This is a genomic window from Paenibacillus flagellatus, from assembly GCF_003217775.1.
Lineage (GTDB): Bacteria > Bacillota > Bacilli > Paenibacillales > NBRC-103111 > Paenibacillus_AB > Paenibacillus_AB flagellatus.
In genome coordinates this window covers 313,145-338,626 of record NZ_QJVJ01000009.1, presented here as the reverse complement: position 1 = coordinate 338,626, position 25,482 = coordinate 313,145, and the positions used below count along the sequence as shown (strand labels likewise).

25 protein-coding genes and 1 pseudogene are annotated in these 25,482 nt (G+C 61.3%); 15 read left to right on the top strand and 11 right to left on the bottom strand.

Annotated elements, in window-relative coordinates; genetic code table 11:
• Nucleotides 1-9: 9 nt before the first annotated feature.
• Nucleotides 10-462, top strand: a complete 453-nt coding sequence (locus DLM86_RS21050) for a MarR family winged helix-turn-helix transcriptional regulator (RefSeq protein WP_110842022.1) — start codon at nucleotides 10-12, stop codon at nucleotides 460-462.
• Between the two features lie 355 nt (nucleotides 463-817).
• Nucleotides 818-1,171 carry a DUF4190 domain-containing protein gene (locus DLM86_RS21045; protein WP_425453990.1) on the top strand — a complete coding sequence of 118 codons (354 nt, stop codon included), beginning with the start codon at nucleotides 818-820 and terminating at the stop codon, nucleotides 1,169-1,171.
• A 250-nt stretch (nucleotides 1,172-1,421) separates the two neighbouring features.
• Here DLM86_RS21045 and DLM86_RS21040 read toward each other — a convergent pair whose 3' ends face one another.
• A complete protein-coding gene (locus DLM86_RS21040; RefSeq protein WP_110842020.1) occupies nucleotides 1,422-2,039 on the bottom strand; it encodes a TetR/AcrR family transcriptional regulator in 618 nt (205 codons plus the stop codon).
• Between the two features lie 94 nt (nucleotides 2,040-2,133).
• Here DLM86_RS21040 and DLM86_RS21035 point away from each other — a divergent pair, with 94 nt between their 5' ends.
• Entirely contained in the window at nucleotides 2,134-2,676 is a 543-nt protein-coding gene (locus DLM86_RS21035; RefSeq protein WP_110842019.1) for a hypothetical protein, read from the top strand.
• Nucleotides 2,677-2,787: 111 nt separating this feature from the next.
• Nucleotides 2,788-3,597 (top strand): helix-turn-helix domain-containing protein, encoded by an 810-nt coding sequence (locus tag DLM86_RS21030; RefSeq protein WP_110842018.1) that lies wholly within the window; start codon nucleotides 2,788-2,790, stop codon nucleotides 3,595-3,597.
• Nucleotides 3,598-3,730: 133 nt separating this feature from the next.
• Here the strand turns inward: DLM86_RS21030 and DLM86_RS21025 are convergent, their stop codons facing one another.
• The 4 genes from DLM86_RS21025 to DLM86_RS21010 form a co-directional block, all read right to left on the bottom strand.
• Entirely contained in the window at nucleotides 3,731-4,156 is a 426-nt protein-coding gene (locus DLM86_RS21025) for a DUF6157 family protein (RefSeq protein ID WP_110842017.1), read from the bottom strand.
• A gap of 85 nt (nucleotides 4,157-4,241) precedes the next feature.
• Nucleotides 4,242-4,694 (bottom strand): SRPBCC family protein, encoded by a 453-nt coding sequence (locus tag DLM86_RS21020; RefSeq protein WP_110842016.1) that lies wholly within the window; start codon nucleotides 4,692-4,694, stop codon nucleotides 4,242-4,244.
• A gap of 400 nt (nucleotides 4,695-5,094) precedes the next feature.
• Complete coding sequence (locus tag DLM86_RS21015; RefSeq protein ID WP_110842015.1) at nucleotides 5,095-6,204, bottom strand: ABC transporter substrate-binding protein; 1,110 nt, start codon at nucleotides 6,202-6,204, stop codon at nucleotides 5,095-5,097.
• Entirely contained in the window at nucleotides 6,201-8,003 is a 1,803-nt protein-coding gene (locus tag DLM86_RS21010) for an RNA polymerase sigma factor (protein ID WP_110842014.1), read from the bottom strand. Before DLM86_RS21010 ends, DLM86_RS21015 begins: the two co-directional genes overlap by 4 nt.
• 897 nt (nucleotides 8,004-8,900) lie before the next feature.
• Here DLM86_RS21010 and nikR point away from each other — a divergent pair.
• From nikR to DLM86_RS20980, 6 genes are all read left to right on the top strand, one after another.
• The gene (gene nikR, locus DLM86_RS21005) at nucleotides 8,901-9,473 is read left to right on the top strand and encodes a nickel-responsive transcriptional regulator NikR (protein ID WP_110842013.1); all 573 of its coding nucleotides are present in this window, start codon (nucleotides 8,901-8,903) and stop codon (nucleotides 9,471-9,473) included.
• 529 nt (nucleotides 9,474-10,002) lie between these two features.
• The gene (locus DLM86_RS21000) at nucleotides 10,003-11,601 is read left to right on the top strand and encodes an ABC transporter substrate-binding protein (protein WP_110842012.1); all 1,599 of its coding nucleotides are present in this window, start codon (nucleotides 10,003-10,005) and stop codon (nucleotides 11,599-11,601) included.
• Nucleotides 11,602-11,626: 25 nt separating this feature from the next.
• Nucleotides 11,627-12,613 carry an ABC transporter permease gene (locus DLM86_RS20995; protein ID WP_110842011.1) on the top strand — a complete coding sequence of 329 codons (987 nt, stop codon included), beginning with the start codon at nucleotides 11,627-11,629 and terminating at the stop codon, nucleotides 12,611-12,613.
• On the top strand, nucleotides 12,610-13,485 hold the full coding sequence (locus DLM86_RS20990) for an ABC transporter permease (RefSeq protein WP_110842010.1): 876 nt from the start codon (nucleotides 12,610-12,612) through the stop codon (nucleotides 13,483-13,485). The genes DLM86_RS20995 and DLM86_RS20990 overlap by 4 nt, the downstream gene beginning before the upstream one ends.
• A 48-nt stretch (nucleotides 13,486-13,533) precedes the next feature.
• Nucleotides 13,534-14,460: an ABC transporter ATP-binding protein gene (locus tag DLM86_RS20985; RefSeq protein WP_110842009.1), complete on the top strand. Its 927-nt coding sequence runs from the start codon at nucleotides 13,534-13,536 to the stop codon at nucleotides 14,458-14,460.
• Nucleotides 14,450-15,046: an ABC transporter ATP-binding protein gene (locus DLM86_RS20980; protein ID WP_110842008.1), complete on the top strand. Its 597-nt coding sequence runs from the start codon at nucleotides 14,450-14,452 to the stop codon at nucleotides 15,044-15,046. Before DLM86_RS20985 ends, DLM86_RS20980 begins: the two co-directional genes overlap by 11 nt.
• 216 nt (nucleotides 15,047-15,262) lie before the next feature.
• On the opposite strand, the gene DLM86_RS20975 is transcribed toward DLM86_RS20980, so the two are convergent.
• On the bottom strand, nucleotides 15,263-16,528 hold the full coding sequence (locus DLM86_RS20975) for a WD40/YVTN/BNR-like repeat-containing protein (RefSeq protein WP_110842007.1): 1,266 nt from the start codon (nucleotides 16,526-16,528) through the stop codon (nucleotides 15,263-15,265).
• Nucleotides 16,529-16,738: 210 nt separating this feature from the next.
• Here DLM86_RS20975 and DLM86_RS20970 point away from each other — a divergent pair, with 210 nt between their 5' ends.
• Nucleotides 16,739-17,764: an AI-2E family transporter gene (locus tag DLM86_RS20970; protein ID WP_110842006.1), complete on the top strand. Its 1,026-nt coding sequence runs from the start codon at nucleotides 16,739-16,741 to the stop codon at nucleotides 17,762-17,764.
• Between the two features lie 104 nt (nucleotides 17,765-17,868).
• Here the strand turns inward: DLM86_RS20970 and DLM86_RS20965 are convergent, their stop codons facing one another.
• Entirely contained in the window at nucleotides 17,869-19,572 is a 1,704-nt protein-coding gene (locus tag DLM86_RS20965; protein ID WP_110842005.1) for an MFS transporter, read from the bottom strand.
• Nucleotides 19,573-19,746: 174 nt separating this feature from the next.
• Here DLM86_RS20965 and DLM86_RS20960 point away from each other — a divergent pair, with 174 nt between their 5' ends.
• From DLM86_RS20960 to DLM86_RS20950, 3 genes are all read left to right on the top strand, one after another.
• A complete protein-coding gene (locus tag DLM86_RS20960) occupies nucleotides 19,747-20,421 on the top strand; it encodes a TetR/AcrR family transcriptional regulator (RefSeq protein WP_110842004.1) in 675 nt (224 codons plus the stop codon).
• 299 nt (nucleotides 20,422-20,720) lie between these two features.
• Nucleotides 20,721-21,812: a VanZ family protein gene (locus tag DLM86_RS20955; protein ID WP_342773103.1), complete on the top strand. Its 1,092-nt coding sequence runs from the start codon at nucleotides 20,721-20,723 to the stop codon at nucleotides 21,810-21,812.
• A gap of 49 nt (nucleotides 21,813-21,861) precedes the next feature.
• Nucleotides 21,862-22,626 (top strand): exodeoxyribonuclease III, encoded by a 765-nt coding sequence (locus DLM86_RS20950; protein WP_110842002.1) that lies wholly within the window; start codon nucleotides 21,862-21,864, stop codon nucleotides 22,624-22,626.
• 113 nt (nucleotides 22,627-22,739) lie between these two features.
• Here the strand turns inward: DLM86_RS20950 and DLM86_RS20945 are convergent, their stop codons facing one another.
• The 4 genes and pseudogenes from DLM86_RS20945 to DLM86_RS20930 all read right to left on the bottom strand — a co-directional run bounded on the left by DLM86_RS20945 (nucleotide 22,740) and on the right by DLM86_RS20930 (nucleotide 25,148).
• On the bottom strand, nucleotides 22,740-23,207 hold the full coding sequence (locus tag DLM86_RS20945; RefSeq protein ID WP_110842001.1) for an SRPBCC family protein: 468 nt from the start codon (nucleotides 23,205-23,207) through the stop codon (nucleotides 22,740-22,742).
• A 45-nt stretch (nucleotides 23,208-23,252) separates the two neighbouring features.
• Nucleotides 23,253-23,800, bottom strand: a pseudogene (locus tag DLM86_RS20940) (VOC family protein).
• Between the two features lie 233 nt (nucleotides 23,801-24,033).
• A complete protein-coding gene (locus DLM86_RS20935) occupies nucleotides 24,034-24,873 on the bottom strand; it encodes a sulfurtransferase (protein WP_110842000.1) in 840 nt (279 codons plus the stop codon).
• Nucleotides 24,874-24,962: 89 nt separating this feature from the next.
• Nucleotides 24,963-25,148: a hypothetical protein gene (locus DLM86_RS20930; RefSeq protein ID WP_110841999.1), complete on the bottom strand. Its 186-nt coding sequence runs from the start codon at nucleotides 25,146-25,148 to the stop codon at nucleotides 24,963-24,965.
• Between the two features lie 134 nt (nucleotides 25,149-25,282).
• Here DLM86_RS20930 and DLM86_RS32140 point away from each other — a divergent pair, with 134 nt between their 5' ends.
• A complete protein-coding gene (locus DLM86_RS32140) occupies nucleotides 25,283-25,438 on the top strand; it encodes a hypothetical protein (protein ID WP_158289595.1) in 156 nt (51 codons plus the stop codon).
• Nucleotides 25,439-25,482 lie beyond the last annotated feature (44 nt).

Here is a 25,482-nt window from a genome sequence, read left to right as displayed (position 1 = left end):
TTGCAGCGCATGGACGATATTCGGAAATACGTAACGGAGCTCCCGCCCGAAGCGGAAACGTTCTTCGCCTTGGCGGATACGACGGCCCTCCTGATCGGCTCCTCGGAGAAATATTGGCATTCCAAAGGATGGAACGGAGCCCGCATCCGGCTTTTGGTCGAAATCGCCAAAGCCGGCGGCTCCATCCTCCCGTCCGACCTTGCCGCTCGCATCGGAGTGACGAAGGCGAATATCAGCGTCCTGCTTGGTCCGTTGGAGCGGCAATCGTATATTCGCAGCTCGGGCCACCCGAAGGACGGGCGTAAGCGTACCGTTACGCTTACCGAGCAGGGCGAAAGGCTGCTTCGGGAGCTGCTGCCCGGCAACCGCGCCGTCATCGCCGAACGGATGGCCGCGCTGAGCGAGCCGGAGCTGCAGCAGCTTAACCGGCTGCTCGCCAAATTGCAGGCCAAGCCGGAGTGACGGCCATGTGCGATTTCGCCTTTCGGCCGCCAATGATCGCACGCCGGCTGCTTTCTCCCAGCTCCTCCTGTCCGGGATGCGGAGAAACGTGGAGCTTATTTTTTTCGTGATATAGTTAGATATTTAACTAAATTGAGCCGATCGCGGTTATCCGCAAGCCGCACGCGGCGGCACCGGAGGGAGCACGACGTGGACGTCCGGTACGGCGACTACGACGTCCCGATTCCCTCGTCCGCGCCTGCGAAGGCGCAACGGCCCTCCTGCTCGGCACGCCCTTTTGTGCGTCCCCCCTTCGCTCGGCGCCAATCTTGTATAGAAATTACGGCGGATGCCCGGTATAATGGGTTCACTGAGCATGCAAAGGGAGGCTTGTCCGAACGTGAACTCACCCTCGTTTCACCCGTCGGAGTTTTCGCAGCCGCCCCGATACGAGCAGCCGAAGACGAACGGCAAATCGATCGCGGCGCTTGTGTTGGGAATACTCTCCATCGTCCTGCCCTATATCGGCCTGATCATCGGCATTATCGCCATCGTGTTCGCTTCGCTTTCCTTCAAGGAAATCAAGAGAACCGGAGAGCAAGGCCGGGGCATGGCGATCGCCGGTCTCGTGTGCGGGATTATCGGTACCGCGATTTACGCCATCATCGTCCTCATCGTCATTATCGCGGCTGTTTTTCTGACCTATTCGACCGATTCCTTCACGATCTGAGCGGCATCGGCGGAGGCGCACCATGCAAAAAACGTCCCTGGCTTGCGGCCCCGGACGTTTTTTGCCGTTCGCCGAATGGTGCGGGGTCGCCCCTGTTACAACATGCCGGGCCCCGTTCATCTCCTTCAAGCTGCGGACGATCAGAAGCGGAATCAGGCCGATCGCGATTCCGGCCGCTTGCATCGCGTATATTCCAAATGTTATGCCAATTCTGCAGACGCCAAAAAGCCTTCCTCGGCGGAAAGGCTCCCTAGCTCCTGCCCGGACTCGCCCCAGGCTCGGCGATCAAGCTGTCCACGTGGCGTTCTACGATTCGCATCATCTCGTCAGCCGCGACCGACTCCGGACACGTAACGTGATGGACGACGAGCCCGTCGACGAGCGCATGCAGCCGCTTCGTCTCGTACTCGGCATCGAGCCCCTCCCGGGCTATCTTTTGCTCGACGAGCACTCGCAGCATCTTGGCGAACCCTGCGTGCAGCTGCCCGTGCACTTCCCGGCTCAGCTCCCGGATCGTCGGGTCGACGATCGCCTTCCCCGCGAAAGCGAGCCACACCTCGGCTTCGCCTCGTCGCTCTTCGTCCAGCGGCAAGATCTCGGCGATCACCAACCCGATATCGCGTCGGGGGTCCCCGCTGAACGGCAGCTTCCCGATGCGCCGGCTTACCCGCTCCGATACGAGCCTCATCGCAAAGGCGAGCAGCTCGGACTGCGTCTCGAAATAATGCCGCAGCGAGCCGAGAGAGATCCCCGCTTCGTCCGCGACATTGCGCACCGACACGGCCTCCAACCCTTCCCGGCGTATGACGCGCCAAGCCGCTTCCGCGATGAGTTCCTTGCGATGGTCATGGTTTACGATTTTGGGCATGTCTTTATTGTAGCATCGTTGCTTTTTATTACAAGTGTGCTAAAATAAAAACAACTTTATAGCACAGTTGTATTATTTAAAGGAGTGACTTTCCATGATCGCCGCACTGATCGTCGGCTGCGAAATCGCCTTTTGGCTGTTCATCGTCGCCGGCTTGGCATGCCGTTACTTGTTCAAGATGAGAAAGACCGGGGCGCTGCTGCTGCTCTGCACCCCGGTCATCGATTTGGCGCTGCTCGCCGCCACCGTCGTCGACTTGCGGAACGGGGCGGAAGCCGGCACGGCGCACGGCGTCGCCGCCATCTATATCGGCGTCTCCATCGCGTTCGGCCACCGGATGATCCGGTGGGCCGACGAACGGTTCGCCTACCGGTTCGCCGGCGGACCGCCCCCGGCGAAGAAGCCGAAGCACGGCCGCGAGCATGCGCGCGCCGAACGGGTCGGCTGGCTTCATCATTTGCTGGCGTGGGCGATCGGCTGCGCCGTCCTGTACGGTATGGTCTGGTTGACCGGAGATGCGGACCGGACCGACTCGTTGGTCAAGCTCGCCCGGCTATGGTCGCTCGTGCTCGGCATCGACTTCCTCATCAGCTTCAGCTATACGCTATGGCCGCGCAAGGGCAAGGAAACGGCCTAGATCGGGAGCAAGCCGCCCCCGTCCCATCGATTCGCGTGTTGCGAAATTCGTCTTCGCCTGCTAGTCTCTAGGGTAGAACGAAACGAATCGAAATCGGTCAGGAGGAGCGCCATGTTCACGCCCGGCGAGCATACCGACAAAGGCATTTTGAACCGGGAAGCGGGGAAGTCGAAATTTCGTCTGACGCGCTACTATCCGGAACCGGACCTGCAGCCTTTCATCAAGCGATATTGGGTCGTCGAATGGGATTTGCAGGGACAGCCTCCGTACGAGCAGCTGATGCTCCCCCACCCGAACGTCAACCTGGTGTTCGAGCGCGGCCTTACCCGGATATACGGGATCCCGAAGCTGGCGTCGACCGCCCATCTGCTGCAAGGGAAAGGCAAGGTGCTCGGCGTCAAGTTTCGCTGCGCCGGCTTTTATCCGTTCTGGAAGTCGTCGCTGGTCGAGCTGTCCGGCCGCACGATCGAATTCCGGGAGGTGTTCGGCATCGATCACGAGCCGCTGGAGCAAGAGCTGCTGGCGATGGACGACGACCGGCGGATGGTCGAGCGCGCGGAACGGTTTTTCCGCGAGCGTCTGCCGGAGCGCGACGCCCACGTCGATCTCGTCAACCGGATCGCGGACGCGATCGTCGAAGACCGGGGGATGACCAAGGTCGACGACTTGGTCGACCGGTTCGGCGTCAACAAAAGGACGATGCAGCGTCTATTCAGCCGGTACGTCGGCGTGAGCCCGAAATGGATGATTCAGCGCTACCGTCTTCAAGAAGCCGCCGAGCTGATCGAGAAGGGGGGCATCGTCGACTGGACGGCGCTGTCCGCCGATTTGGGCTACTACGACCAAGCTCATTTCATAAAAGATTTCAAAGCGTTGATCGGCCAATCGCCGGAGGAGTATGTCAGAGCAATCGGGCAATAACCGTCGCAATGACGATCGCCGGCACGTTCCGCGATGTATCGCGTAAATGCCGCATTCCCAAAAAAAAGGTTTTCGGCGACCCTCCCGGGGGCTGCCGAAAACCTTTCGTGTCGTGTCCGCTTGATCGGACACGTTATTTTTTGCTGTTGCGCATCGCCGCCACCAGCCTCACGCCGGGCCGCTCGCCCTCGACGAAGCTGCGGTACGTCTCCGATTCGATGGGAATTAACGCCAGCTTCCCTTCCTCGTTGAAATGGATGCCCCATCCGTATTTTTTCGGAAGCATGGACGCTCTCAAGCACGGCTGCGGCTTTTGGAGAAATTCGTCCCGGATTCGCGTGCCGCTCGCTTCCAATTCCTCTGCGGGGATTTGCTTGTGCCGAACGTGCACCTCGTACAGCAGCTCTTCCTGCGTATACCCGTACGGCCGCTGCGACGCGAGCTCGAACTCGATGCCCGGCTTCGTCTTCCCGCCCTTCTTGTCCGGCGGCACCTCGGCTTGCTTGGCGGGACAATCCGGAGCGACCGTAATGAACGTATTGTAGTAATTCCACTCCACTAGCGAGTCAACCTCCCGTTATGTTGCCTATATCCGCATTATCGCCCATTCGACGCGCCGTTTCAAGGCAGGCAGGCGCGCAAGCTCACCAGCCGAAGTCCAGCGTTTTCCCCGTCTCCGCGTACGTTTTCACGTTGCTCAAAATCATCGGCCAGCTTTCTTTCGTGCTTTCATAGGACGGATGGTTGTCCGGCCACCGATCGTTCACGAGCGTCAGCTTCGTGCAGCCGCCCACCGGCTCCAGCGTAAGCGTTATTCTCGTCTCCAGCTCGGCGTGATTGTCGCGGTAAGACGGTCCCGCATGCTCCGTGTAGCTCATGCGGCGGTTCTCTTCGAATTCCAGTACCGTGCCGTATACGTGAACCGTCTGATCGCCGTCGTTGCCCGGCCCTACGTACCGGTAAGGAGCCCCGACCTCGAACGTCGACTCGAGGATGCAGCCGAAAAAGATCGCCTTCGTCCCTTCCGGCGTCACGAATATCCGCCAAACGTCCTCCGGCTTCGCCCCGATATAGATGACATATTTCAACTCTTCCATGAAGCGTCTCCTCCGTTCGAATGCGGTTCTCTTGGCGGGCTCGTTCGCCGCTCGTATTGTACAGTATAGCCAAGCCCGCCCGCCCCGGTATTGTAAAAACGCGACAAAGCGCAAAATCGCAATCGGCAGGAAGCGGACGCCGAACCGGTCTCCCTCCCGAACGAAATCAAGCAAAACCAAGGCTGAAAAACGCCGATTGGCCTCGGCTAGAACGAGAAACAGCCGTCCGGAACGTTCCGGACGGCCTTTCGTTTCGGAGAATACGATCGCAGAGGCAGCGGGACGCCTCTCCCGGCAGGGAGACGGCCCGGCATTCCGCCACAAGCCGCTCACCGTCAGCGTCCGTTGAAGCAGGCAGCGCCGATCGCGGCAACTCCCTTCTTGCTTTCGCTCCTCGTCTTTACGCATACCTCGACCAGGACCGCAGCGTCTGCACGACATCGGCTCCCTCGGTAATCATCCTTTGGATATCTTCGTTGATCAGCTGGCGGGAGGCGTTCCACCTCCGGCTCAGGAAAAACCCGCTTACTTGTACGCGGTCCAGCTCCTCCAAATACCGGGAAAACAACGGATGTCCGGTGAATCCGCGCCGTTCCGCCTGCGATTTTGCGATCGGCGGCGTCCACGAAGGGCAATCGACGACGTAATGGCGCAGAAACTCCCAAGCGAGCCGGGGGTGCGCCGACTTCGCCGTCACGCCGGCTCCGCCCATATAGATCATGTTCGCTTGGACTTGCCCCGGCATATTCGGCAGCCCGACGACGCCGTAACGCTCCTGATTCCGAAATTGGTGTTCCGCATGCCAGGAGAAGGCGAACGTCATGGCCGCTCCTCCGCCCTCGGCATCCGCCGCCATCGGCTCGTTCGGCTTGCGGACGATCCCGTGCCTCGCGTAAGCGTCGACCAGCATCCGGTACGCTTCCACCGTTGCGGGACTGTCCGCGTACCCTCTCGACGTCGCTCCGTCCGGAGCGAGGTACGATCCTCCGTTGCGCATGACGAACGGCTCGAACCATTCGACGTCGATCCCGAGCTCAAGGCCGAACCGTCTCGCGGCGCCCTGCCCGTCTCGAACGGTCAACCGCTTCGCCAGCCCGACCATATCGTCCCACGTCCAGTCTTCCGACGGATATGCGAGTCCCTCGCGATCGAACGCTTCCTTGTCGTATACGATCAACGGGGCGCTCACTTCCACCGGAAGCCCGTATAGCGCGCCGAAATGCCGGGCCGCTCTCATCAAGCCCGGGTACAGATCCTCCTCCAGCCCGTCCTCGGCGACAAACGGGTTCAAGTCGACGAAAACGCCGTCGGCGTTGCTCATCTGCAGGCCGCCCGTCTCCATCATATCGGGCGGAGCGTCCGACTTGTACGCGCGCATCATTTCGAAATAATCCGAATATTGCTCGACGACGATCGTGACGCCGGGCTTCGCCCGCTCGAACGATTCCTTCGCCGCATTCACCTGATGCATGTTATACGATATTTCCGTCGCAAAGCGCAGTTCAATCATCCGGTAATCCCCTCTCCCATCGATTCGATCGCTTTTTCCAAGTAGCCGACGGCGGCCGCCTCGAACGCCCGAGCTTGTTCGACATGGACGGCGCACCTCTCTCGCGCATCCGGCTCCAGCCTCTCGGACGTACGGACGAACGGCATTGCCCCGCTCAGCTTGCCGAGCGCCTCCGCCGCCTGTTCGTACGCCTCCGAAGCGAGCAGCGTCAGCCGCATCGCTTCCCCTTCGAACGGAGCGCCGCGCAAATAATCCGCCGCCTGACGGCGGGCGTCGGCGTATACCATCGCCAGCTGTCCGAGCCCGTACCGGTTCGGCTCGGTATGCCTCCCGCGAAGATGACCGATCCACCGATCGTAGGCCGCCAAGCCCGACGTATAGCGCAAGTAGTTCGTCATGGGCACGTATTCGCAGCCTTGCTTGGCGAAACGGACTGCGAGCCGGACGGTGCGATCCGCCCGCCGTCGGCGATCCGCCTCCCGCTCGCGCGTCCCCGCCGTTCCGTCGCGATCGTGCGGATCGCCCTCGACGGCCGCCAAAAACCGGATCGGATTGTCGATCACGTCGTCGTACGACATCGTCTTCCCCTCCGGAAACGCCGGGTCGGTCAAGTAAACGATCCGCCGGTCGTCGTCATACCCGTACAGCACCGACCATTCGTGAACGTATGGTCTGGCCGTAGAGGTGTCGAAGTACAGCAGCGGCTTTCCGCGATCGAGGTGCTTGCGGATAAACGGCAGCACCGACTCCTCCACCGGCAGCACGACCGGGAACCGTTCCACGGCGCCGAGCAGCGGAGCGGGCGAATCCGCCAGCTGCCCGCACAGTACGGCGGCGCGATAGCCGAACTCCCGCATAGTCGCGGTGAACGCTTCCTTCCAATCGAACATGTAGATGCCGTCGGCGAACGTCGATCGATCCGAGATTTTCATACGGAACGCGAACAAGGATACGCCCATCAGCTCGGCCGTCTCCCGCCGGTCCCCGATCGCGTCCAGCAGGCGTGCGATCCCGTCCATAAACGTCGTCTTCGTCGAACGATGCGCCGGCCATTCCGGCAGCGCCAGAACGTTGTGCCGTACCAAGCCGTCCCCTCCCTTCCGTACGGGCGATAAACCGAGGGAGACGCGGATGTGCTCCTGGCGCAGCTTCTTCCGGGAGCGGTGGATATACGTGTAGATCGACCCCGTCGTCATCCGGTACAAGTCGGCGATCTGCTCCGGACTCAGCTGGCGAAAAAAATAAGCTTGGAATATCCCCCGCTCCTTCTCGCTGAGACAATGAAGCAGCGCATGGATCGTTTCGTACGTTTCTTTGCGCAGCAAGCTTTCCGCCGGATCCCGATCGTTCGCCGCCTCGTCCGCCGCCGTGCGCGCGAGATGGCGCAGAACGCTGTCCAGATCCCCCCAATCGACCCGGTCGCCGCCGTCCCCCGTCCCGAACGATGCGAACGGCTTCTCCCTCCGGTGCGGCCCGCCCCGGCGAAGGCGCATGTTCGCTTGATTGCGGACGATCCGATGGAGCCAAGGAAGGAATCGGCTCGTATCGGCAAGCGACCCCATGTGCAAGAAAGCGCGAATGAGCGCATCCTGTACGATATCGTCGGCCATATGCGGGTCGCCGGTCATCCGTTCGGCCCACCCCCGCGCCCTGCTCCGGTGCTTCCCGATCAGCTCGCCGAACGCCTCGGTATCTCCTTGCCGCGCCCGTTCGACCAGTTCCCGGTCGCCGCCGGTCCGCCTGTCCGCGCCGCTCTCACCCCCGACTGATCCCCCCGCCAAATCCGTCACGTCCTCCATACCTTCCTCCCTCGTTGGAATCGCCCCATGTAGAGAGATGCCATCCGCCGACCTTTTTTGAACAAGATGGATCACCAATTCCCGATTGCCGGCCCAAATCCTTTTCGAATAGGCAAAAAAAGTCTCTGGCGCACTTCTTCGGCTTAGCAAGAACGTCCGCGTGGCGACACTCCCCGGCTAGCGGCGGAAGAAGCGGCCCCCCTCGAGTCGCCGCTGTTCGCGGACACCGTCCGGAACCGGGACGAGGTGACGGAGTCCGTAGTCGGTACGGGATGACCCGAAATCCCCGGGAGAGACGCAGCCCCTGCTTCTCGGGTGAGACGGGCTCCCTCTGTCTGTTTGCGGACAGTCCGCGTCTTCGCGGTCGGCGCGAACGTCGGACCCTGTGTGAAACGGTTCTAGACGGCGGATCGGTAGCAGGAAAACATCCCTTTATTTCGGACGATGGGCCTGGATACGAAGCTTTTGATGGAAACCCTCCAGCTAAATAGGCCTAGTGGCCGATGACAGGCGGTTTTGACTGAAATTAGCGGGAGAAATTCCATTTCGTTGCCCGTGTCTCGTAAACAGGTAAAAAATTAACAGGATCATTTCCCTTTAATGCGATCCAACCTTCATCCGATACGTGGGTTTCGACATCGCACGCGGCATCACAAGTGAAAAACGGCGATCCTAAAAGAGGTAAAAAGGCCTTTGAGAGCTTCTACGGCTTTGCAGCACGTACATCGCAGCCCGAAAATACGTCTGCGCTCCCGGGAGACGGGCACATGGGGGCGAACCCGGATACACGCTTCAACCTTTCGCTCGTCGCTCGTCACGCCTCCCTGCCGCACTCGTCAAACCGGACCCGGCATGCTACAATCTTGAAATAATCCATCATCGCGAGCGGAGGAGCATATGTCCGGCAAAGACGAGTTGGTCCGATTCGGCGTCTCGATGCCGTCCGACCTGATCCAGCAATTCGATTTATACATCGCCGAGCAGGGGTACACGAACCGGTCGGAAGCGATTCGCGACCTGGCGCGCAAGGCGATGCTTCAGCCGAGCCGCCTGCTGCCGGAGCAGCTGGTCGCCGGGACGATCGTCATGGTCTACGACCACCAGGTCAGCGAGCTGCCCTTGGTGCTCATGGAGCTTCAGCATCGTTTTCATCGGGAAATCATCTCCAACATGCATATCCATCTGAACCACGACCAATGTCTCGAAATCATCGCCGTCCGCGGCCGGATGGCGAGACTGAGGGAGCTGCAAGAGCAAATCCAGGTGCAGCGCGGCGTCCTGTACTGCGAGCTGTCGGTCACGTACGTGGACGAGCGGCATGAGCATGAGCATGGGCATGAGCATGGGCATGAGCATGAGCATGAGCATGGGCATGAGCACGAGCATGACCATGAGCATGGGTATGGGTATGGTCATGAGCATGCACATACTCATAAGCGGGACAGTGGGCATGGACACGGGCACGGATAGGGGATGCGTATGTGCAGCCTGGGTATGTAAGCGCGGATGGGCATAAGCATGCACAGTACGAGCACGAGCTTAACCACGGTATCGAGCATGGGCACGGTATTACGATGGACATCATGTCTGTCTTACTGCTTGCATGGATGCGCGCAATACCGCCCGTTCCGGCATCTTTCCCTCCCGACACCACCGTTAACGGAGTACGCCTACGCCGGAGCACTAACCGCCCATGTACCGCGACTCCCTTTTGTCGGCCGATCCGGCGCCACTTACGTACAGTTGTACCTAACCGGTTGCCAAACGAAGCGGGTCAGCCAAGAAAGTGCGCGTTCGCACCTGATTCGCACCCGGCTTCATTCTTGGGCCCGATCCCCGTCAATCGCATCCGTTTGACTATTTCTTGCTCCCGCCTTCCCCAATCCGCCTCCCCTCTTCCCCCATAAAAAAGACCGGAAGAAGTCGTTCCGCCCTCCTTCACACTGTGTTACAATATTCGGTAATTGTGCTACCGGACGAAAAAACGGAGGGATCAATCATGTTTACACGACCATGGCGGGCGATGGCGCTGTCGCTGTTGGCGGTCGCCCTGCTCGCGGGCTGCTCGACGGCCGGACGGCCACAGCCGCAGGACCGGCCGAAGGACGAGCTCGTGCTCGCCGTCGGCGCCGAGCCGGAAACCGGCTTCGATCCGACGACCGGCTGGGGCCGGTACGGCTCGCCGCTGTTTCAAAGCACGCTGCTGAAGCGGGACTCGCAGATGAAAATCGAGGGCGATCTGGCCGAAAGCTACGAAGTGAGCGGCGACGGTACGACCTACACGGTGCGGCTGCGCAAGGACGCCACATTTTCCGACGGCAAGCCGGTCACGTCGGCCGACGTGACATTCACCTTCGAGACGGCGGCGGGCAACGGCTCCGTCATCGACCTGACGAACCTGAAAGCCGTCGAAGCCCCGGACGAATATACGGTCCGGTTTACGCTGAAGGAAGCGCAGTCCACCTTCACGACGCAGCTCGTCTCGACGGGCATCGTTCCGAAGCACGCCTACGGCGCGGATTACGCCCGGCATCCGATCGGCTCCGGTCCGTACAAGCTCGTCCAATGGGACCAAGGACAGCAGGCGATCGTCGAGGCGAACCCGGACTACTACGGCGCCAAGCCCGCTTTTCGCAAGCTGACGTTTCTGTTCCTGAACGAAGATACCGCCTTCGCCGCGGCCAAAGCCGGCAAAGTCGATATCGCCTACATCCCCGCCGCCTTCAGCAAGCAAAAGATCGACGGCATGCGGCTCGAATCGGTCCGCACCGTCGACAACCGCGGCATCGCCTTCCCGGTCGTCCCCGCCGGTGCCAAAACGAAGGAGGGCTACCCGATCGGCAACGACGTGACGGCCGACCCGGCGGTGCGCAAAGCGATCAATGCGGCGATCGACCGGAAGGCGCTCGTGCAAGGCGTGCTGGAAGGATACGGGACGCCCGCTTTCACCGTCAACGACGGACTGCCGTGGTGGAATCCGAGCGCCGCCATCGCCGACGGCGATCCGGCCGCAGCGAAAAAACTGCTCGCCGATGCGGGCTGGACCGACGCGAACGGCGACGGCGTACTCGAGAAAGGCTCGACGAAAGCGCAGCTGTCCCTCTACTACCCGGCCGGCGACATGAATCGCCAGTCGCTCGCGCTCGCCGTCGCCGACATGCTGAAGCCGATCGGCCTTCAGGTCGACGTGCTGGGCAAAAGCTGGGACGACATCAAGACGCTCATGCACGCGAACCCGGTACTGATGGGCTGGGGCAGCAACGATCCGCTCGAAATGTACAACTTGTACAGCAGCAAGTATAAAGGAGTCGAATACTACAACACCGGCTATTACGGCAATCCGACGGTCGACGAGTGGATGAGCAAGGCGCTCAAGGCGACCCGCGAGGAGGATGCCTACGAATATTGGAAAAAAGCGCAATGGGACGGCAAAACCGGCGTCAGCGCTTTGGGCGACGCGCCTTGGGCGTGGCTCGTCAATATCGACCATTTGTATGTCGTGAACGAAAAGCTGGATATCGGCAAGCAGCCGATCCATCCGCACGGCCACGGCTGGCCGGTGACCGACAACATCGAGCAGTGGCGATGGAACGAATAATCCTCTTAAAGGAGAGCACCTCGACATGCACCGTACGGCTGCCTTTGTCGGACTGAAGCTGGTCCGACTCGTCACGTTATTGGTTGCGATCAGCATCGTCTCGTTTGCGCTGGTCAGCGCCTCCCCCATCGATCCGATCCAGGCGTATGTCGGCGCGGACATGATGCGCGTAGGCCCCGAGCAGCGGGCGCAAATCGCCGCCTATTGGGGGCTCGACCGACCGCCGGTCGAACGTTTTCTCGAATGGGGCTCGGCGCTGGTGCGCGGCGATATGGGCACCTCGATGACGTTCCGGAAGCCGGTGGCGGACATCATCCGGGAACGATTCTCCGCCTCGCTCGCGCTGATGGGACTGTCATGGCTCGTGTCCGGCCTGCTCGGGTTCGCGCTCGGCTCGCTCGCCGCGATGAACAAGGACAAATGGCCGGACCGGGTCGTCAAATGGTACTGCTATACGCTCGCCTCGACGCCGACGTTCTGGATGGGGCTGCTTCTCCTGATGGTGTTCGCGGTATGGCTCGGGTGGTTCCCCGTCGGACTCGGCACGCCCGCCGGGGTATTGGCCGAGCAAGTCACTTGGTCGGACCGGCTCGGTCACCTGGTCCTGCCCGCGCTCACGCTAAGCATCGTCGGCGTCGCCCCCGTCGCCCTGCATACGCGGCAGAAGCTGACGGAGGTGCTGTCCAGCGAATATGTGCTGTTCGCCCGGGCGCGAGGCGAACGGGGCTATACGCTGTTCCGCAGACACGGGCTGCGCAACATCGCTCTGCCGGCCGTTTCGCTCCATTTCGCCGCATTCGGCGAGCTGTTTGGAGGCGCGGTGCTGGCGGAGCAAGTGTTCTCGTATCCCGGACTCGGGCAGGCGACCGTCGAGGCCGGGCTACGCGGGGACGTGCCGCTCCTGCTCGGCATCGTCCTGTTCAGCGCGTTGTTCGTCTTCGCCGGCAACACGATGGCGGACGTGCTGTACCGGCTGCTCGATCCGCGGATGAAGGAAGGTCGGACGCCATGACCAATCCGTTGCGAAACGCCGTCGTCAACGGACGGCCCTCAACGTCCTCGCGCCCTCGCCTCCCCGGCCGGCAGCGCGCCCTGCTGGCCGCTTGCGGCGCCGTAGGTCTGATCGTCGCCGTCTGGCTGGCCGGCTTCCTGATCGGCGACGAGGCGCTGACGACCCGGCTCGCATGGCGCAACCTGGCTCCATCGCTCACACACCCGTTCGGGACGGACTGGCTCGGGCGCGATATGTTCGTCCGGACGGTCAAAGGCCTCGCGCTCAGCATCGGCGTCGGCCTGGCGGCCGCGACGGCCAGCACGGCGATCGCTGCGGCGATGGGGATCGCCGCCGCCTTCGGCAGGACGGCGGACCGGATCGTCGGCTGGCTGATCGACTTGTTTCTGAGCGTGCCCCATCTCGTTACGCTTATTCTGATCGCGTTCGTCTTCGGCGGCGGCATGAAGGGGGTCGTCATCGGGGTCGCATTCACGCATTGGCCGAGCCTCGCCCGGGTCATCAGAGCGGAGGCGCTGCAGCTGCGAAACGCCGACTATGTCGCGATTTCTCGACGTCTCGGCAAGTCTCGCGCCTGGATCGCGACGCGGCATATGCTGCCGCATTTGCTGCCCCAGCTGCTCGTCGGCCTGCTGCTGCTGTTCCCTCACGCCATTTTGCACGAGGCGGCGATTACGTTCGTCGGGCTCGGCTTGTCGCCGCATCAGCCGGCGATCGGGATCATTTTATCGGAATCGATGCGGTATTTATCGACAGGCATGTGGTGGCTCGCGGTATTCCCCGGCTTGAGCCTGCTCCTCGTCATCCGCTCGTTCGACGTGGCGGGGGAAAGCTTGAGGCGGCTGCTCGATCCGAAGCGGGCGCACGAATAACCGCTTCTTAACGTCAAAACGAAACGGTCTCGGAGGAGGAAGAACGGTATGGCTTTGCTTGAGGTGGACCGGCTGTCCGTCGCCTTCACCCGATACGACGGCGCTTTTCGGCAATCGGAGACGGCCGTCATGCACGATCTGCATGTAGAGGCGGACCGTGGGGAAATCGTTGCCGTCATCGGCTCGAGCGGCTCCGGCAAAAGCTTGCTCGCGCACGCCCTGCTCGGCATCCTGCCGGACAACGCCGTCGTGCGGGGGACGATCCGCTTCGACGGAGAGGCGCTGACGCCCCGCCGACTGGAAGCGCTGCGCGGCCGGGACATCGCGCTCGTCCCGCAATCGGTCCATTATCTCGATCCGCTCATGCGGGTGGGCGCCCAAGTGCGAAGCGCCGTGCATAACGGCGGCGACCCGGTTCGCGAGCAGCGGGAGGCGTTCGCGCGGCTCCGGCTTCCCGCCGATGCGGAGAAGCGGTACCCGCACCAGCTGTCCGGCGGCATGGCGCGGCGGGTGCTCGTCTCGACCGCCACGGTGTCCGGGGCGAAGCTGCTCGTCGCCGACGAGCCGACGCCGGGGCTCGATCCGGCCGTCGTGGGGGAGGCGCTGGCCCGCTTGCGGCAGCTCGCCGACGAAGGCGCCGCAGTGCTGCTCATCTCGCACGATATCGAGTCGGCGCTCCGCGTTGCGGACCGGGTCGCCGTCTTCTACGCCGGCACGACCGTCGAGCTCGCCTCCGCCGCCGATTTCGCCGGCGACGGCTCGCAGCTTCGCCACCCGTACAGCCGCGCCTTATGGCGGGCGCTGCCACAAAACGGCTTCGTCCCGATCGCGGGATTTCAGCCCCATCCGGCCGAGCTTCCCGAAGGATGCCTGTTCGCCCCGCGGTGCGGGATGGCTACCGCCGAATGCAGCCGGGAGCGGCCGGCGATGCGCGAGCTGCGCGGCGGCAAAGCGAGGTGCATTCATGCGACTTGAGGGAATCGGACTCGGTTACCGGTACGGCCGGGGGCCGTGGATTTTGCGGAACGTCGATATCGCCGTCGAGGCGGGGGAAATCGTCGGCCTCATAGGCCCGAGCGGCCGCGGCAAAAGCACGCTCGGCCGGCTGCTCGCCGGCTATGACAAGCCCGAGGAGGGAGTCGTCCGCTTGAACGGCAAGCCGTTGCCGGCCGAAGGCTACAGCCCCGTGCAGCTCGTGTTCCAGCATCCGGAGAAGGCGGTCAATCCGCGCATGCGCATGCGCGGCATCCTGAACGAGGGCTGGAAACCCGACCGCGCGTTCCGCGCCTCGCTCGGCATCGCCGACGAATGGCTGGACCGGTTCCCGCACGAGCTGTCCGGCGGCGAGCTGCAGCGGTTTTGCGTGGCGAGGGCGCTCGGTCCGGCGACGCGGTTTCTGATTGCCGACGAGATGACAACGATGCTCGACGCCATTACGCAGGCGCAAATTTGGCACGCGGTGTTGGACATCGCCCGCGAACGACGGCTCGGCCTGCTTGTCGTCAGCCACGAGCGCAGCTTGGTGCAGCGGCTGTGCAGCCGGGTGATCGAGCTGGCGTAAGCCTTTTGGTATATCAGGCCATTTGTTTATGCAATCTATGAATATTTGTTTATGCAATCTATGAATCGTAGTATTACGGATCCGCAGCGGAGGAGTGCCGTATAAACAAGACCGTAGTTGTATTATGCCGCGATACGACTCGGTCTTCCCATCGATTCGGAGAAGAAAAAAGGGGCACAAGCTGTGCCCCTTCCTTCTCTCCATATCGGCTCTCCGTCAAGACCCCGGTTTCGGCGTCTCGAACGTGTAAACCTTCTTCCAGCTCTTGCCGCCGTCGGCCGTCGTGTACATCACCGAGGGCGCCGTGCTGTCGGTCGTGATCCACCAGCCGTTGTTCGCGTCGGCGATCGCGAGCAGCTGCTCCCCGTATCCTTCGAAGGCGGCCTCCCCGTTCGTCCACGTCTTCCCGCCGTCGGTCGTCCAGCCGATCGTGTTCGGCTTGTCGCACGCCATGCATTGGCCGCCCATGAAAGCGACCTTCGGATCGACGACGTACAGCGCGCCGGGCTTGCTTCCCGCGTTTTCCGGCCCGCTCGAATGGTCGATCGGGAATCCCGGCGCGGGGCCGCCCCCGGCCGTCGAGTTGGCGATAACCGTCGTCCACGTCTTCCCGCCGTCCGCCGTATGGAACAACGAGTAGGACGTCTGGGTCATGCCGGAATCGCCGATCCATTCGACCCATGCGTCGTTCACCCCCGCGGAGCGGATGACCGCCCCCGTCGCCGGTGCGACCGTACGCCGCGTCATGACCGTCTGCCACGATTGTCCGCCGTCGGTCGTCCGCTTGACCGCGATCGTATCTTTTTCCTGCGTCGCCGCCCAGCCGTTGTCTTTGTCGTGGAAATAAACGTCTCCGACCGTGTGCGGCGGTATCGGCATCGTCGTCCACGTCTTCCCGCCGTCGGTCGTTCTTGCGTTCGCGCTGAACGCTTCCTCCTTCGAAACGAAGTGCAGGAAGCCTTCGTTCGGCACCATACCGGCCGGCGCCCAGTGTTCGCCGCCGTCCGTCGTGGCGAGCAGAACGCGCCCGCCGGACGGGGCGGAGCCCGTTCCGGTTTGAGCGGCCCATGCCTCCCGCCCGTTCAGGGCGAAAAGCTGGGCGACGGTACCCGCGCCGCCGTACTGGGCTTTCCAAGACTTGCCGCCGTCGTCGGTGCGGGCGATCCAGCCTTCCCCGCCGACCCAGCCGGACTGCGGATCGGCCAGACGGACGGCCGTCACTTTGCCCATCCGCACATTGGCGGGAGCCGTCGGGTGCGACCCGGAGCCCGCTTCCCCGGATGCGGGCGGCTTGACTCCCGGATCCGGCTTCGTCGCGTCGGACGAACCGGGCTTCGGATCGGCGGCGGTTGGCGGCGGCGTCTCTGCCGCCCCGCCTCCGCCCGGGTCCGCGCTCGTTTCCGGGGCAGCGCACCCCGTCAATATCGATATCGCCAGCAGCACGATTACACTCGCGAGCCAAACAACCCGGAATCGCTTCATCGCTGTCACTCCTTCTCGTCGCTCGGACGGTTTCTTTCTCTGTATACCCCAATAGACGTACCGCCAATCGAAATGGTTGCCGGACTCCACATTGGCACATCCTGTCATCCGGAAGGTTTCGGCTAAAATTATTTTCATTTTTTTGAAACGATAAGGCATCTCGTTCGTACAACGTATGCAGGTATTTTTCGGACAGGAGACTCGCAGACTATGCCGACCAATCCTTTTTTCCAGAGCAAAGGGTTTCAGCGGCTTCTGGTCATGGCGTTCATCGTACTCGTTCTGTTCGCCATGCGAAGCGTGATTAACATCATTCTCATTACGTTCATCATTACGTACTTGATGGACAGGCTGGAATCGAACATTACCCGGTTCGCCAGCCGATGGTTCCGACTGAACCGCAAGCTGGTCGTCATCGTGCTGTACGCGCTTGTCGTCATCGGCCTTGGCATCGGGCTGTACCGGTATTTCCCCAAGATCGTCATGCAAATTTCCCAGCTGCTCAAGCTCGTCAACGAATTTTACAAGCACCCTCCCCAAGAGAGCGAATGGTTCGGCTACTTGTTCAACGCGTTGAAAGACGTGGAAATTTCGAAATACGTGGAACAGGGTGTCGAGGTGCTCTACAAATACGTGACGAACATCGGGAAGCTCAGCTTCAGCATCGTCATCTCGCTCATTCTCAGCTTGTTTTTCCTGCTGGAAAAAGAGCGGATCATCGCCTTTACGTCCAAGTTCAAGCGGAGCAAAGTATCGGCGATCTACAGCGAGCTGGCGTATTTCGCCAGCCGGTTCGTCCGGTCGTTCGGCAAGGTCATCGAGGCGCAATTTTTGATCGCCGCCGTCAACTGCGTGCTGTCCGTCATCGCCCTCTGGATAATGGGGTTCCCGCAGCTGCTCGGACTCGGACTGATGATTTTCCTGCTCGGGCTCATTCCCGTCGCCGGGGTCATCATCTCGCTCATCCCGCTCTGCACGATCGCATACAGCCTGGGCGGCATTACACTCGTCCTGTCCGTCGTCGTCATGATCGTCGTCATCCACGCGATCGAAAGCTACATCCTGAATCCGAACCTGATGTCGTCGAAGACGAATTTGCCGGTGTTCTATACGTTCATCGTGCTTGTCCTGTCCGAGCATTTTCTCGGCGTATGGGGGTTGATCATCGGCATTCCGATCTTCATGTTCCTGCTCGACGTGCTCGGTGTTACGGAAGACGGCACCAAGCAAGGGTAAAAATGGGGGCCTCCCGCCGAGGCTCCCTTTTTGCTGCCGAACCGGAGAAAGAGGGACGGTCCCGTCCCCCTTCCCCGTTCACCAACGACTCCATAGGCACAGGGTCAACCCCTCGCCTGTTTCGCCGTCTGCGCGGCCGCCTCCTTTCCTCCGACAATTCGGCGGCTCGTCCGCTCCCCGTTCAGAAAAGCGAACACGGCGCCGAGCAGCAGCGCCAAGCTGCTCCACCTGAACACGAGACCGAACGCGCCGGACAGCCGATCGTCGAACGTCTTCCGGACTTGCGTCATCAGAGGCTCCATCTCTCGCTTCTGCTTCTCGAACGACGCTTTTACTCGCTCCTTCTCGGCGAGCGGAGCCGCCTCCGTCGCCTTCTTCTCCAGACGCTCCATCTCCGCGGCCAGCTTCGCCGCCATCGCCCCCCGGGCTTCCCGGATGCCGCCGCTCGATCCGGCACCGCCAAGGCTTTCCGCCCACGCCGCCTTGGCGTCCGCCGGCAGCGAGCTCTCCGCCACGAGCCGAATCGCCTCCTCCTTGCCGAGCTCCATCCCGGTCCGCGTCGTATGCGACAGCAGCGCGACGAGAACGGCGATGCCGAAAACGGTGCCCAGCGTGCGGGACATCGTGCCGAGCCCCATGGCGATCGTCGCCTTATCCTCCGGGGCGAGCATCAGCGTTGCAGCCGTGAGCGGGGCGATGGTCAGCCCGGTGCCCATCCCGGCGATGACGAGCCGCCATACGTACGCCCAAGTCGCGGAATCCCCGTCCAAGCCGGCCAGCAAGTAAGTGCCCAAGCCGAGCAGAAGCATCCCGGTTACGGAGAACGGCCGCGCGCCCAGCTTCTCCACGCCTTTCGCGGCGAACACCGAGCAGATCATCGAAGCGACGGCCAACACGCTGATAATGAGCCCCGTCCGCAGCTCCGTCATGCCGACCACCTCGGTCAGGAAAAAGGCCAGAACGAACGTAGGGCCCGTCATGCCGACGCCGAGCAGGAACAGGCCGGCGTTGCCTGCCGTAAATTTTCCGATGCGAAACAACGACAGGGGGAGCATTGGCTCACGAACGTTCGTTTCGATACGGACGAACAAATACAAGGAAACGGCGGCGACGGCGAACAGCGTCAAAATGTAAGCGGATGTCCAGCCCTTGTCGTTGGCCTGCATGAGCGCGAGCGTCAACGTCAAGGCGAAGGCCGAAGCCGTCAGCATGCCGCCCCAATCCAGCCGGCGGCCGGCGGTCGGGTCGACCGACTCCCGCAAGGCGTACGCCGCCAGCGCCACTGCCGCGATCCCGAACGGGATGTTGATGTAGAACACCCACTGCCAATCGAGCCGGTCGGACAGCACACCGCCGAGCGCCGGTCCGCTCGCCGCGGCCAGTCCGGCAAGCGCGCCGGTAATGCCGACGAGCATCGCCCGCTTCTCCGGGGGGAACAGGGCGAGCAGCAGCGGCACGACGAGCGGTACGATAAACGCCGCTCCGATCCCCTGCAGGACGCGGAACATAATCAACAGCCCGACCGTGTCCGACAGCCCGCACAGAAGCGAGCTGACGGTGAACAAGAGCAGTCCGGCGACGAACGCCTTCTTGCGCCCGAACTGGTCGGCCAGACGCGAAGCGGTCAGCAGGAAGACCGCGAACGATAAGCTGTAGCCGTTCACGACCCATGAGATGCTTTGCACGCTCGCCCCGTAATGGGCGGTCATCTTCGGCAGGACGACATTCACGATGCCGGTGTCCAGAATCGCCATGAAGAAGGCCAGCAAAAGCGGGATTACGGCCATAGCGATACGTTTGGTATTCATCGATTAACAACCTCCGTTTGTTATTGACTGACTGTCAATCAGTCGATGAGTAACACTATACTCTATTGACTGACTGCCAGTCAATATGTAAATTGAATGTATCGGCCAAACCGTTTCAAGCCCGCTTGGAGCGTATCCCGGTACGACGACGTTTCAAACAGGAGGCCCACTACCATGGCGCGTGTCACGAAAAATCCCGAAGAGCGCAAAACCGAAATTTTGCTTGCCGCCGAGCGTTTGTTTCAAAGCAAAGGTTACGAACGAACGGCCGTTAGCGATATCGTAAAGCATGTCGGCGTAGCGCAAGGGACGTTTTATTATTATTTCAAATCCAAGGAGGAGATTGCCGACGCCCTCATCGACCGTATGGTGGAGCGCCAGATGGAGATCATCCGGCGAATCGCGGACGACTCCTCCTTGCCGGGTTACGAGAAGATGGTTCGCGTCGTGACGGACGTCTTCATGCGCCGCGGCGAAAACCTCGACGCCGAGGAATATCTGCATCACGAAAGCAACGCATTGCTTCACCAGAAGTCGCTCGTGAAGACGGTACAGGCTTATACGCCGGTTTTGACGTCGATCGTCGAGCAAGGCGTTCGCGAAGGCGCGTTTCGGACGGAACATCCGCGCGAGGCGGTCGAGTTTTTCCTCGTCGGCGTTCTGTTCCTGTTCGATCCGGGCATTTTCCCATGGACGCCGGACGAGCTCGAGACGAAGCTTCAAGCCGTCGGCGAGACGATGGAAAAGCTGTTCGGTGCCGACAAAGGCGCATTCGCCGTCAAGCGCCTGTCGCCGAACGCGATTCCGCTGCTGGACCGGCGCAAGCGGATTGAATCTCCGAACCCGTGACGCAGAGAGAGCCGCGATCTGCATGGCCGCCGGGATCAACGCGATGGAGCGGCGAAAAGCCGTTTCGACTGCTGTTCGTTTTCCGTCAGCGACGACCGTACCTTTCGACAGGATGCTTCAGATGTCGATCGAAACGAGCGGTATACCCGTTTTCCGTTTGTTGAATTACCAAACGGATATATTTCCGCAAAGGTATAAAAGGATCGGCACAGCTTCCGCTTCGGGTTTGTTGCCGACCGTTAACCTGTGTTATTCTGTACATGCTTCAGCGGCGTCGCCCGTATCCGAATGTTTGGCAGGTGCTTGTATTGCTTACCTCTTATCTGTTTCCGATTTCGTATGCGTTTCTCTTGTTTCCCGTGGCGGCTCTTCTGTTCACGCTGCCGTTCCTGATCGTCCAATACCGAAGGCACGGCTATATCCATAAGCTTCGCGGGGCATTGCTCTATCTGTTCCTGCTGTACTTGATGAATGCGCTGTTCCTCGTTCTGCTGCCGCTGCCGGCATCGAGACACAATGCGCCTCCCGCCGCGGCCGCCTGGGTCCAGTGGGTGCCGCTGCGGTTCGTTCTCGACATCGCGCGGGAAACCGGCGTCGTGGCCGACCGGCCTTCCACCTATTGGCATCTGTTGAAGGAACGGGCGTTTCTGCAAGCGGTCTTCAACATCTTTTTGACCGTTCCGTTCGGGATGTTCCTCCGTTATTATTTTCGCGCCGGCTGGAGGGCATGCTTGCTTGCCTCGCTCGGGCTTTCGCTCTTCTTCGAGGTGACGCAGGTGACCGGTCTGTACGGCTACTACGATTATCCGTACCGGCTGTTCGACATCGACGATTTGCTGCTCAATACGACGGGCGGCTTGCTCGGCTTCGTGGCGGCCGAATGGCTGTCGTCGCGGCTTCCGCGCATGGACAAGCTGGACGACCATCTCGATCTGACGGGCAAGCGCGTCAGCTATACCCGCCGCGGCGTCGCCCTGACGCTCGACTGGATGCTGCTGTACCCGTTCTTGGCCTTATTCGGGGCGTTTCGGTCCCCTGTCGCGTACCTGATTGCGGTTTTCCTCTACTTCATCGTCCTCCCGTACGCGACGAACGGTCGAACGTTCGGAAAATGGGTCGTCCGGATCCGGATCGCGGGGAGCGCTCCCCGACTCCGGCTTCGCGAGATCGTCCTCCGGAACGGTCCGCTCTACTTGCTGCTCGGCGGACTGCACGCCTTGTACATCAGCGAGACGTTCCGGCAATTCCCGAAAATCGTCATCGCCTTTTACGCCATCGGCTTGTTCGCCGTCGACGTCTGGGTATGCCTGCATCTGCTGACCCGGCTGTTCAGCCGGAGCAAAAAGCCGTTCCATGACGCGATCGGCGGAACGACCCACATCATTACGTAAGCGGCATCGGGCATCCGATCCGCGAACCGACGGGAGGAGAAACGGACACATGAAGCTGGTTTCGTGGAACGTCAACGGATTGAGAGCGTGCGTCAACAAAGGATTTCTCGATTATTTCAAGGAAACGGACGCGGACTTGTTCTGCCTGCAGGAAACGAAGCTCCAGGACGGTCAAATCGAACTCGAGCTGGGGGAAGCCTATACGCCGTACTGGAACTATGCGATCAAGAAAGGATATTCCGGAACCGCCGTTTTCTCGAAGCGCAAGCCGCTTTCGGTCCGGTACGGCATGGAGGCGGATCAGGAGCCGGAAGGTCGGATCATCACGCTCGAATTCGACGGTTTCCATCTCGTTACGGTGTACACGCCGAACGCCAAGCGCGATTTGTCCCGGCTCCCTTATCGGCTTGAATGGGAGGACCGGTTTCGCAACTACCTCGTGCAGCTGGACGCCCTTAAGCCGGTCATCGTCTGCGGCGACCTGAACGTCGCCCATCAAGAAATCGACATCAAAAATGCGAAGGCGAACCGCAACAACTCCGGCTTCACCCCCGAGGAGCGCGACAAAATGACGCGGCTCCTGGACGCCGGCTTCATCGATACGTTCCGCCACTTTTATCCGGACCGGGAAGACGCCTACACCTGGTGGTCGAATATGCCGAAGGTGAGAGAGCGCAATGTCGGTTGGCGGATCGATTATTTCCTCGCCTCCGCCCGGCTCGCCCCTTCCCTCCTCGACGCGCGAATCGACGCCCACGTGTTGGGCAGCGACCATTGCCCGATCGTGCTGGAAACGAAAGAGATCGGAGTATGACCGAACCCCGGAGCGACTTTCCTCCGGCGGCATGAACGCCAAAAAAAGCTTCGGCGGGCCACCGACGGTGAACTGCCGAAGCTTCAAATGAAACGGCCGGCGCGCGGCGTTGTCTACCGCCGCACGTGGGCGTCGGGAGCTTTGTCCGCCACCACATTCAAGATGACGCCGTGCTCGAGATAGGCCTTGAGCCCGCACAGCACCATCGTGTATCCGCCCATCGAATCGAGGGCGCGGCCGACCATCTCGTCTCCGCCGCCCGTGAACCCGGAATTCTTTATCGTGACGAACGTTTCGTCATCCGCCCTGGAGACGAATTCCCACTCGGTCCGGGTGCCGTCCGACGATTCGATCGCGATCCGCCTGTTCGGCTCGATGCTTGTGACCAGAACGTCGTCCCCGACGCCGTACATCTCCCACTCCCATCGGACGCGTTTCCCCGCCTCCAGCCTGCCGCTGCTTTTCGTGAACCAAAATTTGACCGTAACAGCCGGGTCGACAAACGCCTCGAACACGTCCTTCGCCGGCTTTCGGATCAGCATTTCCGCTTGAACGACAGGCGCTTCGCTTAAGACGGTCATCTCGGTTTCTCCTTTCTCGGCGCCACGCTCGCCGTACGGGTTCCCTTATCCCTCGTACGCCCGAAGCAGCGCATTCATATCGATTTTTTTCTCCGTTCGGAGCAGCGCCTGCATTACTCGTTCCGATTTCTCGGCATCGGGGCCGCTGATCATCTCGGACAACGTCGCCGGAACGATTTGCCACGAAACGCCGAACTTGTCTTCAGCCATCCGCAGACTTGAGCCTTCTCGTCCCCGCCCTCGGACAGCTTGTCCCAATAATAGTCCAATTCCTCCTGATTGTCGCAATGCACGATAAAGGAGATCGCCTCGTTGAATCGGAAATGCGGACCGCCGTTCAGGGCGACGAACGTTTGCCCCTCCAGCTCGAATTCCACGGTCATGACCGCTCCTTCCTCCGTACCGCCTGTGTCGTATCTCGCTTTTCCGTAACGGGTCGTCCTAACGATTCTCGAGTTGTCGAAGATCGACGTATAAAGCTTCGCCGCCTCCTCGGCTTGCGTATCGAACCATAGGTTCGGCGTAATCTTTTGAAGCTTGGCACCCACGAGCTCGTCCTCCTTCGTTCCCCTATTCTTGCCAAATCGTAGCATATATAACGAACCGCCGTTTCTTTTCGATTGCTGTCTTGGGCTTGCGAGCTTCCCGGCCGGATGGGTCGGCGGCCGTCAGGAGGGCCTCAGTGTGTCGCGAATGTTCGCTCCGTCTTGGCCAAGTAACGCTGCCGGCGCGAAACGGAACGATAACGCCGAAAGGGCTGCAGCAGCCTGCCTCCCGGCAGCCTGTCACAGCCCTCCAACCCGCGTCAGACGCGTCCTCTCGACTCTTATTCCTCTTCCCCGGTCGCGATCGGATTGTCCGCGTAAGAAATCCAGTCGCTCCAGCTCCCGCCGTACAGCTTCACGTTGCGAAAGCCCGCCTCCGTCAGCGCGAGCACATTCGGGCAGGCGGTGACGCCCGATCCGCAGTAGACGACGAGCTCGTCGTCCGCGTTCAAGCCGGCGAAGCGCGCCTTCTGCGCCTCCGCCCCTTGCCAGCGGCCGTCCGCGCCCAGCGCGTCCTTCCAGAACCGGTTCACGGCGCCGGGAATATGTCCCCCCACCGGATCGATCGGCTCCTCCAGTCCGGCGTACCGTTTCGGCTCCCGCGAATCGATCAGCGTCGTACCCGGCCGGCCGAGCCGGGCCTTCACGTCCTCCATCGACAGCAGCATCTCCGGTCTAGGCGCCGGCACGAACGTTACCGCCGCGGGCTGCGGTACCTCGGCCGAAACCGGGTATCCCGCCGCCTTCCACTCGCCGTAGCCTCCGTTCAACACCTTCACGTCGTCGTGCCCGACGTACCGCAGCATCCACCAAAGCCGGGACGCCATCGCGCCGCCCTGATCGTCATAAGCGACGACCGTCTTCGTCGCATCGATGCCGGCCCGTCCGAGCACGGACGCGAACGATTGCAGATCGGGCAGCGGATGCCGCCCGCCGTGCGCGTCCTTCGGTCCGGACAAATCCCGCTCCAAATCGAAGTAGACGGCGCCTCGAATATGTCCCGCGTCGTATTCGGCTTTGCCGGACTCCGGTTTGCCGAGCGCGAAGCGACAGTCGGCGACGACGACGTTCGGGTCGTCCAAATGTTCTCTCAGCCAATCGAATTCCACCAAATTGCCCATCCTGATCGCTCCTTTATCGTATCGTTCGGATCGCCGCACGCAAGAACAACGCCGGGGTACGTCGGCCCCGGCGCTCTGTCGGCTATGTATTAAACTTTGATGTCCAGAAAGCTGCTCAGCCCGGAAGGCTGCTGCATTTCTCGGATATTTTTGGCCGGGTCGTTCTTGACTTCATTGATTTGCTGCTGCACGATCTGCTGCGCGGTCGACTTGCCCGATTGGATCGCTTGCACAATGACGCCATCCACCCGATTGCCGGCGATGCTGAAGCTCATCGGTCGTTCCCTCCGTGAGATCTCGGTTTTTCCTTATCATACCACGGTTTGCGGGGCTTTTCTATCTTTTTCGCTCATGCCGGAGCGCCCCGTCCCATACGTATAGAACAACACCGAAAAAGGAGGAGATTGCCGTGATTCCGTCCCTTCTCATCCAAATCGCGCTGATCGTCATCGTCGCCCGAAGCGCCTACAAGGCGTTCACGCTCGGAGGAAGCTCCCGCAAGCCGTGGTTCGATATCGCCTTCCACGTCTCGGTCGCTCTCGTCGCCCTGTCGTTTTTACTGTAAGACGCGCAAGAGCCGACCGGAGAACCCTCTCTCCCGTCGGCTCT